General features: G+C 60.2%; 8 protein-coding genes. 5 read left to right on the top strand and 3 right to left on the bottom strand.

Annotated elements, in window-relative coordinates; genetic code table 11:
• Positions 1-25 precede the first annotated feature (25 nt).
• Positions 26-436 (top strand): MerR family DNA-binding transcriptional regulator, encoded by a 411-nt coding sequence (locus tag AC1DIP_RS19085; RefSeq protein WP_476210773.1) that lies wholly within the window; start codon positions 26-28, stop codon positions 434-436.
• A gap of 642 nt (positions 437-1,078) precedes the next feature.
• Here AC1DIP_RS19085 and AC1DIP_RS19090 read toward each other — a convergent pair.
• Both AC1DIP_RS19090 and AC1DIP_RS19095 read right to left on the bottom strand, forming a co-directional pair.
• A complete protein-coding gene (locus AC1DIP_RS19090; RefSeq protein WP_477734691.1) occupies positions 1,079-1,885 on the bottom strand; it encodes a DUF6805 domain-containing protein in 807 nt (268 codons plus the stop codon).
• Between the two features lie 72 nt (positions 1,886-1,957).
• Positions 1,958-2,968, bottom strand: a complete 1,011-nt coding sequence (locus AC1DIP_RS19095; RefSeq protein WP_477734692.1) for a helix-turn-helix transcriptional regulator — start codon at positions 2,966-2,968, stop codon at positions 1,958-1,960.
• A 344-nt stretch (positions 2,969-3,312) separates the two neighbouring features.
• Between AC1DIP_RS19095 and AC1DIP_RS19100 the strand changes: the two genes are divergently transcribed.
• The 4 genes from AC1DIP_RS19100 to AC1DIP_RS19115 all read left to right on the top strand — a co-directional run bounded on the left by AC1DIP_RS19100 (position 3,313) and on the right by AC1DIP_RS19115 (position 9,064).
• Complete coding sequence (locus AC1DIP_RS19100) at positions 3,313-4,455, top strand: hypothetical protein (protein WP_477734693.1); 1,143 nt, start codon at positions 3,313-3,315, stop codon at positions 4,453-4,455.
• Positions 4,456-4,581: 126 nt separating this feature from the next.
• Complete coding sequence (locus tag AC1DIP_RS19105; protein WP_477734694.1) at positions 4,582-5,988, top strand: APC family permease; 1,407 nt, start codon at positions 4,582-4,584, stop codon at positions 5,986-5,988.
• A gap of 364 nt (positions 5,989-6,352) precedes the next feature.
• Positions 6,353-6,700 carry a N,N-dimethylformamidase alpha subunit family protein gene (locus AC1DIP_RS19110; RefSeq protein WP_477734695.1) on the top strand — a complete coding sequence of 116 codons (348 nt, stop codon included), beginning with the start codon at positions 6,353-6,355 and terminating at the stop codon, positions 6,698-6,700.
• Positions 6,701-6,703: 3 nt separating this feature from the next.
• A complete protein-coding gene (locus AC1DIP_RS19115) occupies positions 6,704-9,064 on the top strand; it encodes a N,N-dimethylformamidase beta subunit family domain-containing protein (RefSeq protein WP_476210781.1) in 2,361 nt (786 codons plus the stop codon).
• Between the two features lie 174 nt (positions 9,065-9,238).
• Here AC1DIP_RS19115 and AC1DIP_RS19120 read toward each other — a convergent pair.
• Positions 9,239-9,511, bottom strand: a 273-nt coding sequence (locus AC1DIP_RS19120) for a hypothetical protein (protein ID WP_477734700.1), incomplete at its 5' end; no start/stop codon positions are given.

Genomic DNA, 9,511 nt, shown 5'->3' on the forward strand with positions numbered 1-9,511 from the left:
CATGTCAAATGGGAGACTGGGGAGCATGCCTCCCCTGACACCGGCCGGACCCGACCCCGGCCTCACCATCAGTGAAGCGGCAGACCTTCTGGGCACCACCGTGGACACCATCCGCTATTACGAGAAGGAAGGCATCGCCCCCGCGCCGGGAAGAGGGCCGAGCGGGTGGCGCAGATACGATGCTTCGGCCGTGAGTTGGCTCGCTGGGGTGCTCATGCTCCGCGGTACCGGCATGAATATCCAACAGATGCGTGAGTACGCCGTTGCGTACCAGGCCGGGGCCTCTGCAGAAGACCGGCTCGCCCTGCTTGAGCAGCACCACGAGGCGGTTCTTGACCGACTCGCGGAAGTACATGTGCACCTCGGTGCCCTGGAACGGAAAATCAGCGCCTACAGGGAAGCCATCCACACCGGCAATCAGGTGCCGAGCCCATAGCTGCCGTCAGCCGTGTCAACGAGAAGGCAATGTAGCGGGGGTGTGGAACAAAACGCGATTTTCTGCAGCTAACTACGCGAGCAGTCCCACTGTACTCGACAAGCTTTCCTAGTCCTCGTTCTCCCGGTGTTGGCGAATAATCATCACGCCACCTTCCTGCGGGACCACACGTCAAGAAGATCCGCGCGGCAAGTGGGCCTCGCTGCGATCGAGCTGCGCGCCCGGCGCTGGCCCCAGGACCTGCTCGCGTGTCCCTAATACCTGCATTGCCCCCTCCAGCCGATTGGCTTCCCCGCGGGAGTGCAGGGATCACAACGTGGACGCCGGGCCGCAGGGAACACCACAATCAAATAGAGCAGATGGGTACCTATTGCCTACATGGGCCACGACTTCCGGATGGGGAACAGGTGTACTTCGCTGTCAGCAGCGGAGGGAACCGGGTGACCTTCGCCAAGCTCCTCAGCAATGGGCAAACCTGTGTCGCGACCAACCTTGCAGAATGCGGGTCAGAGACCCGTCCTGGTCAGAAACGTTCGTTGCGGGGGCTTCCACGTGCTCGCAACAAACCTAAGTCTCTACAAATGCAATGAGCAAGGGGTGGGGTAGGTGGCCCGCTTCGAGAGCATGCGATCGTTGCCTTCGTTAGCCGTGGTCATCTGTTTTTCGCAGTTCCACCGACAGCAAGTCCTCGGTGGTGGAGCCTGCCTCCGCATGCACCGCGAGCACGAGTGTCTGCGAGTCCTGAATTCTTGCTTCCGCCGGGATGGCGTACTCGATTACCCCGTGGCCATCATTCGTTGCGGAACGCAATACCTTAGTCAGAGGCGCACCGTTTAGGGTGAGCCGGGTGAGCCGCTGGCGACGTCCCGGATTTTTGCGGCTTTTGATCCTGAGGCAGGCTGCTTCAATGTGGGGGTCCTTGAGGATGCAGGAGAACCAGCCTGTTGCGGTTCGCCAGTGCAGGCCGTCCTGTCCAGCGGCGCGCGTGCCTTCGCCAGCGAAGAAATGGTCAGCTTCTGGTTGCTGTTCGCCGGCGGTGACGGCGTCGGTGACGGCCTCCGATGTCGCTGCATCTGCATCCATGATGGCGAGTTCGGCGGTCCGGACCTCGGGGACCGGTCCGGTTGGCCAGTAGACCGTGTAGCGGTCGTTGTGGAGCCCCGCGAATGGTTCAAGGCGGACACGGACGGTAGAGCCATCCTTTGTGGCCGTGAGGTCCGCGGCCAGCGTCTCGCGGTTGATCATGACAACTGCGTCTGCCGGCTGGCGTGCGGAGACGACCGGAGTGTTCGCGAGGGCTGTTTGGCGGCCGCTGGTGACATGGCCCATGCGTTCGTCAGGTGCTTCGAAGCTTTCCGCCGAGCCATCCACCAATAGATCTCGGGGAGTGTTCCGCCACGAGGTTGTTCCACGTCCAAGGAAGTGGGACATAAGCCCACGCCCCTTCATTGCTGATTTCCGTGTGTGCACTTCGCGGCTCGGATTCCGTGTGCTTAATGATCTGCGGCGGTCAGATGGTCCTCACAGGGAGGTACTGTATGAGTCGAGTCTTCGAAGGCCGGCGTTGATCGCTACTGCAGCAACACCGGCTCGGGATTCCTGGGCCGTCTTCACGAGGATGTTCTCCACGTGCGTTGTGACGGTGCGGATGGAAATGCCGAGTTCAGATGCGATCTGTTGGTTAGAGCGCCCCAATGCAATGCGATCGGTAACCTCGGCTTCGCGTGCTGTCAGCCCGAAGGGAAGCTCCATTGGAGTCTCAACGATCAAAGCGACGTCACCTTTGCCTGATGCCACCCCGGCAGTGCGGGTGATCTCCAGCGCTACGGTTCCCTTCTCGGAGGTCCAAAGCCCGGACACGGAAGCTGCCGGTCCGGCCAGAAAGCGCGAGACGAAGTCCCTGAACCGGGAGTCAAATACGACACCGCTCATCTCCCTGGAAATGACGGGCCTAGGCGAATCCTGTCCATCGAAGAGCGCTGCTCTACAGTCTTCGCGAAGTCGCAGTATTGGGTAGCCGGAAGATTGCCTTCGGCACAGCTCTGCGACGATCGGGGACAGCGCGCCAATAAGGTCGCGGGCATCATCGTCGAAGTTGTGGAAACGGGAGGCGGAAAGGTGGAGCATTCCCGCGTATTGGCCGTCGTCGGAGATGAGGCAGGCGCTCATGCCATCCGCGAAACCTGCGGGTGCCAGCGCCGTCTGGTACAGCTCCGTATCCCGGTAGTCGTACTTCAGGTCATCGATGCGTAACGGTTGATGAAGCTTAAGCAGCTTCCGATGGGCTTTGGTTGAAGCGTAGGGGTCACCCAGTGCTGTGAGGGTTTCTGGCTGGTAGCCATCGTTTGCCAGCACGTCGTGTTTGGATAGCGCACGGTTCCAGAAAATCAGTGCGGCGGCGTCGTGCCTGGTTCCGTCGGCCAGAACGTGCAGAATCTCGTTGGCGCCGTCGCGCTGGTATTGGGCTGCGCCGGCAGCGAAAGCTGCCTTGAGGAGAATTTGGGACTTTCCGCTGACCATGATGGCCTCCAAGACGGGAGGATCCTGACCTCCGGGTACGGGCTAATTATACGGCCCTCTCTTTCGTATCGGGCCTGACGGACGCCTAGGCAGGCCGCAGCCGTCCGGTTTCGTCAGGGCGTACGTACAAATACCGATGTTGCCAGGACCTCTGTATTCCTAGGCTTGATCACACGGAGTGATGAGCGTCACCTGAGTCGTGAAAGAGCACAAAGTGACAAGCAATGAGCCAAAACTTCTTCTCGGAACTCACACCAAGTGTGAGACGAAGTGCCCCTTTGGCAGGGCAACGCGGCCAGCCGGCTGCAACGACAGAAGCGATTCCGGCGACGCATCTGGCACCAAGGAGCAAGCCAATGTCCTCCCTTGAGATCCACGGGCAGGCAGACCGTTTCAACGTCGGGCCGCTCGAGGACATCTGTTTCACAGTTGTATGCCGCGGAACTTCCAACTTTCAGTCTCAGTTGTTGCGGATCGAAAAATACCGCGGCGAAGCGATCGCATCTTTCATGGATGCCATGCCAGTTACCAGCACTATTGACGCGGTGACGGAACGCCGGGTCCACGCAACCTGTCTTCGCCCGTTTCTGGAAGTTCCAGGCAGCGAAGGTGCGCTTACCGGAGTTCAGGGTGTCACCTTGGGAGCGTTGATACGGCCAGACGAGCCCGAGGCTTCTTGGCAAGGTGTTGTGACCGCCTGGGATACAAGCAGCAACAGCGGCATTGGGCTCTTCCTGCAGAAGCGCAAGCTGACGCTTCTGGTCGGGGACGGTCACGCCAGGTTGGAACTCAGTCTTCCTGAAGAACTTCGTCCTGGCCTCTGGTACGAAGTCGCCGCGTCGTATGACCTCGCAGCCGGTCTCGGCGTTATTTTCCTGAAGCCTCGTACCGCATCAGTCCATTCGGAACTTCGCGGCAGCCAAACAACGGCCGGACATCGCAGACTCGAGCAACTGCCAGCCGTTCCGATGATGCTCGGCACCAGTGCCAAATACGTCTCAGGGTGGATGGCCGCAGAAGAGTCCTTCAAGGGAACTATCGAGTCGCCTTACGTGATCGCGAAGTCCACGCCGGCAACTGATCTGTGGGGGCTACACGCCCGGCGACTCCAGGCCCCGGACCTCGTAGCGGCGTGGGATTTCTCTGAAGGGCTTTCCGAGGGCGGGATCCACACAAACCAGGTTCCGGATGTCGTTGGCTCGTTTCCCGCCCACTGCGTTAACGCCCCGATGAGAGCCGTCCCTGGTCACCGCAGCTGCATAGCCGACGGCATCGGAACGACCCCGGAGAGCTACGGTGCCATCCACCTGCTCGACCGCCGTCCAGATCCAGAGAGATGGAAATCGCGGATCGTCCTCCCTATACCACAAACACTGCAGGCAGGGTTCTACGCCGTGCGACTAAAGGCCTTAAACGTCGAGGAATTTGTTCCCTTTGTCGTCTCACCCGCAACGGAACCTGACGACCCACTGCAGCAAAGACAGCCCAAGTCCCATTAACGTCCGCCCACGAGGCCGCATCACAGCACAGAGCGCCCATCGATCGCTCGTTTTCACCGATCCACCTACAGAATCCGCTGAGCCGAATTCACGGCTAGGATTTCTTCCGAGAGGCACAGATAGCCCATGAAAACTGACAGTCACGCTACCCCGGCCAGTGACGCCGGGATCAACGACGTCGAGCAGCAGAAACTAGGGGCTCTTGGCTACAAGCAAGAGCTCAATCGCACCATGACCCTCACGGACGTCGTTGTCTATGGGCTCATCTTCATGGTGCCGTTGGCCCCCGTGCCCGTTTTCGGTACCATCTTCAACTTCTCCCACGGCATGGCCGCCTTGGTTTACCTGGTCGCCGGTATCGCCATGTTCTTCAGCGCCGTCAGCTACAAGGAGATGGCCAAGGAATACCCCGTGGCAGGGTCCGTGTACTCCTATGTCCGCTTGGGGACCAGCAAATTCGTTGGCTTCCTTTCTGGATGGGCCATCCTCCTCGACTACCTCCTCCTGCCGGCGCTGCTGTGCATCCTCGCCGCATCCGCCATGGGAGCACTCATGCCTGAAGTTCCAGGCTGGGTGTGGGTCATTGGCTTTATCGCCGTGGTCGCCTTCATCAATCTCCGCGGAATCGTGGTCACGGCACGGATGAACATGATTTTTTTGATCATTCAAGGAGCAGCGCTCGTCGTGTTCGTGGGCGGAGCCTTGGTAGCAATTACTCAAGGGCGGGCGCAGTTCAGCCTCGCACCCTTCTATCAGCCAGAATTCTTCTCCTGGGAGCTCGTGTTCACGGCCATCCCGGTCGCTGCCCTTAGCTACATCGGCTTCGATGCGATCTCGACGCTCAATGAAGAAGCCAAGGGCGGCGGAAAAGCGGTCTCGAAAGCGACCATGATCGTGCTCTGGCTAGTCATCGCCATGTTTGTCGCGCAGGTCTACTTCGCGGCTCTCTTCGTTCCGAACAACGAACCCTTCGCCGACGGTGACGCCGTGAACAACGCCTTCTACTACATCAGTGAAACCGTGGTGGCGCCTTGGTTCAAAATCGTCTTCACCCTGATCACGGCCTTGATAGCGCTCTTTGCCAACGTGCTGGTATCCCACGCGACCACCTCAAAGATGATCTTCGCAATGGCCCGCGACGGGCAGCTGCCCCGACGTCTGGCAGTGGTCACCCAGAAACACAAAGTTCCGGCCGCTGCCATGATCGTCGTAACCATCCTCACCGCCGTTATCGGCGTCCTGGCCGTAGGCCAGATCGAACTCATCGTCACGATGGTCACCTTCGGCGCACTCACCGCGTACATCCTGCTGCACGTCAGCGTCATCATTCACTTTGGAATCCGGCAGTCCAGCAAGAAGTACTTCATGCACTGGATCTCGCCAATCCTCGGCATTGCCGTGCTCGGATACGCCCTCTACAGCACTAACATTCTGGCCAAAGTCATTGGCATCTCCTGGCTGGTCATAGGAACGATCGTCGCGCTCGTTCTGAAGCGCACCGGCCGCACCCTCGAAACCGAGGACGGTCTCTAGACAGCCACGCGCCCCTTGCCGTTCACCGACGGGCCGAAAGCACCGGGTCTGCCGCCTTAGCAGCGCCCGGTGCTTTCGTGGCGTGTCAGGAAGTCTTTTGCCCCAAGGCTCCCGGCAGGAGAGGGCTCCACTCTCCAATAGGAGGCTCTGGACTACGCAAAACTACCGATATTTTTCCCGTCACCCCGGCCCTAACGTTGAAGTTACCTAGAACACAAAACGCTTCAGCGCAGGTAACGGGGGAGTTCCCCGAACCAGCCCGCTCCACAGCAATCCCATCTCAGAATGAAAGCGAGAACCTCTTGAATCCGCGGACCAGTCCACCAAGTGGCCAAGCAAATTGTTGCCGGAGGGGAGCGAACTGATGCGTACCAGCGCGGACCGCTCATCCGAACTCCTGAGCATTTTTGAACAGCGGTTCTCCGCCCGGCTTCGCCGCGACTTCACCGATGAAGTAGCAGCGGCGTACGACCGCTGCCCGCTGGGACCTCATGACGACAAGACCGCACGCGTCGTGCGGGCCCTGGGCAACGCCTCGGTCAACGGCAAAGAGATCGTCCTGAACCTCGGCCCCAACGGTCCCTGGGCGATCGGCAGGATCACCGTAGGAGCACCCGGAAACCTGGTTCTTCTGCCCTCAACCTTCTACACCTATGAAAACGCGCTACGCGGAGTGTTCGCGCTGCGTCGCAAGAACTTTTTGGAGAGCTGAACCATGACTGCCCAAGCCGCCCCCTCATCCGAGATCCTCGTCGAACCGAAAATCTTCGGCTACACCGACCGTTTTGCCGCCCGCCCGGGTGAAAGCATTTCCTTCCACGTCAGCTGTGAGGGACCCTCCGCTTACCAAGCCTCACTTGTCCGCCTACGGCACGGGTTCACCGGCGAAGCCGGGCCGGGCTTCCTGGAAACTCCGGTTGCATCAGAATTCGATGGTCAAAAACAGGGCACGCAATACGTATGCCAGCCCGGATCCTATGTCGAGGTGCCAGACCCGTCCTCGCTGATGACGAAACCGGACGGACTGGTCATCAAAGCCAAGGTGTACCCCACGTTGCCCCTGAGCTCCCGCTCCGGTAACTACGGCGCCTACCACGTCACTCAGAACTCATTCGGAGGAGGCAGCGACCGGCAGGTCATCCTGGGCAACTGGGACGAAGAGTCCTCCAGTGGCTACGCACTTGTCCTGGACGCCGGCCGACCCACCTTCCTCTGGAGCGAACAGGGCACCGTGAAGTCACTGGCTCTTGAAAGCCCGCTGGAAGGACATCATTGGTACAGCCTCCAGGTCGAGGTGAACACCGCAGATGGCCAGATCCATCTGACGCAGGCACCGTTGTCCAACATCATGAACCGGTACACCGACCACGCACTGCCCCTGGAAGCCGAAGACAACGTCGCAGACGCCATCCCTGCAGCCAGCGCACCCGAAGCCCCGTTCCGAATCGGCGCCGGAGCGCGTCGAGACGGCGAACGATGGCTTGCAGCCAACGGCTTCAACGGCAAGATCGGCGATGTCTCCATTCAGCGACGCACTCCCACCAGAACGGAGACCGTTGCTGACTGGCACTTTGGACGCAGCAGCCGTGATGACGGACTGCTCCTGTGGGACGTCATCGACGAATCACCAAACCAGCTCCACGGAACATGTCACAACGCACCAACCCGAGCCGTCGCAGGACACTCCTTCACCGGTCTGGTGGATGACTTCCGGCTTGTCCCCGATGAATACGACGCAATCCACTTCCACGACGACGACATCACCGACGCCGGCTGGCCAACAGCGTTCACTTTGAACGTTCCCTCTGACCTGCCAAGCGGCGTATACGCGGCCAAACTCACTGCCGAAGGCGCGGAACAGTACCTTCCCTTCTTTGTCCGGGCCGGCGAAAAGAAGAACGACGTCGCCGTGCTGTTCTCCACAGCAACATATCTCGCGTACGCCAACGACCGCATTGCCTTCGAGGCAGACGGAGCCGAGATCATCGTCAGCCGGACGCCCATCCTGGACCGCGAAGACCTCACGCTCCAGGATCACCCCGAATTCGGCCGCTCCTGCTATGAAATCCACAACGATGGCTCCGGAGTTGTCTTCGGCAGCGTCCGCAAACCCATCCTGACCCTCCAGCCCAAACACCGGGCATGGTTCCAAGCCGAAGGCGTATGGGGGCTGCCCGCAGACCTGTGCATCGTTCACTGGCTCGAAACCGAGAACTGCGACTACGACGCCATCACTGATGAAGACCTCGACCGCGAGGGATACAGCCTTCTCAGCGACTACCGGGTAGTCATAACAGGCAGCCACCCCGAATACGTCACACGCAACGAACTCACCGCCCTGGAGGAATTCACCGCCAACGGCGGAAGGCTGATGTACCTGGGCGGGAACGGTTTCTACGCCACCGTCTCCTTCGACCCCGACCAGCCACACCTGATGGAACTCCGACGCTCCGACGGCGGCACGCGCCCCCACCAGTCCCCGTACGGAGACAAACGCCACGCCACATCCGGGGAACTCGCCGGCATCTGGAGGAACAAAGGCCTACCGCCGCAGAAGCTCGCCGGAGTAGGGTTCGCCGCGCAGGGCTTTGACCGCTGCACCTACTACGAACGACTTGAGGACAGTCACACCCCAGCCGCAGAATTCATCTTCGACGGAATCGGTGAAGACGAGCGCCTCGGCGAGTTCGGGATCATGGGAGGCGGCGCCGCCGGCGCCGAAGTCGACTGCTACCAGCCCGGTCTCGGCTCGCCCCCCGGAACACTCGTCCTCGCAACATCAGGCCCACTGTCGGACGCTTACCTCCTGGCCGCAGAAGAAGTGTACGAATCCTTGCCCGGCACTGGCGGCACCGAACACCCAGGCGTCCGGTCAGACATCGTCTACTGCCCCCTGGAAGGAGGCGGCGGCTTCTTCTCAGTCGGTTCCATCGCCTACACAGCCGCGCTCTCCCACAACAACTACGACAACAACATCGCCAAGATGACAGGGAACGTCCTAAGGCGGTTCCGTCAGGCCCAGCCACTTGAAGTAGCACTCAATGAAACAGAAACACTTCAGGTAACCGGCAGCTGACGCGTAAACCAAAGAATCTCAGCTGCCCCACGAGGACAGCAGCGCGAAGCCTGAGGGCGGCCCATTCTCCGAGTTGGCCGCCCTCAGGCGCGCAACACCACCCAGCTTTCCCCGCCAGAGCCTGCCGACCATCGCACAGTGACGCGGACCCGCGGCATCAAAGTTTAAAGTCGACTACCAAGCGGCCACGACGGAGGTCCAATGATCACCACAATAGAAGCCGACCGCTACTTCCACATCACAGGGCTTACCACCACAGAAATCGAGGACAGCATAACCACCGCCGTCAGATTGGCCCGGGACTATCTCATTAACGGTGTATCCGGCGGTTTCTTTTAGTAGCTTTCGGCTGCCGGGAATCGGTCGCTGAAAGTGATGGCGAAGGCGTTCAAAGCGGGCTTCCAGCGCATTGTCCATCGGGTCCTGCCGGCACCGGTCGGATCGAGG

This window comes from Pseudarthrobacter sp. 05T312, from assembly GCF_056396685.1.

Bases quoted from the DNA above. Each gene is read 5' to 3' on its own strand.
- AC1DIP_RS19090 (WP_477734691.1), bottom strand. From the start codon at position 1,885: ATGAAGGGGCGTGGGCTTATGTCCCACTTCCTTGGACGTGGAACAACC.
- AC1DIP_RS19105 (WP_477734694.1), top strand. From the start codon at position 4,582: ATGAAAACTGACAGTCACGCTACCCCGGCCAGTGACGCCGGGATCAAC.
- AC1DIP_RS19115 (WP_476210781.1), top strand. From the start codon at position 6,704: ATGACTGCCCAAGCCGCCCCCTCATCCGAGATCCTCGTCGAACCGAAA.
- AC1DIP_RS19100 (WP_477734693.1), top strand. From the start codon at position 3,313: ATGTCCTCCCTTGAGATCCACGGGCAGGCAGACCGTTTCAACGTCGGG.
- AC1DIP_RS19085 (WP_476210773.1), top strand. From the start codon at position 26: ATGCCTCCCCTGACACCGGCCGGACCCGACCCCGGCCTCACCATCAGT.
- AC1DIP_RS19110 (WP_477734695.1), top strand. From the start codon at position 6,353: ATGCGTACCAGCGCGGACCGCTCATCCGAACTCCTGAGCATTTTTGAA.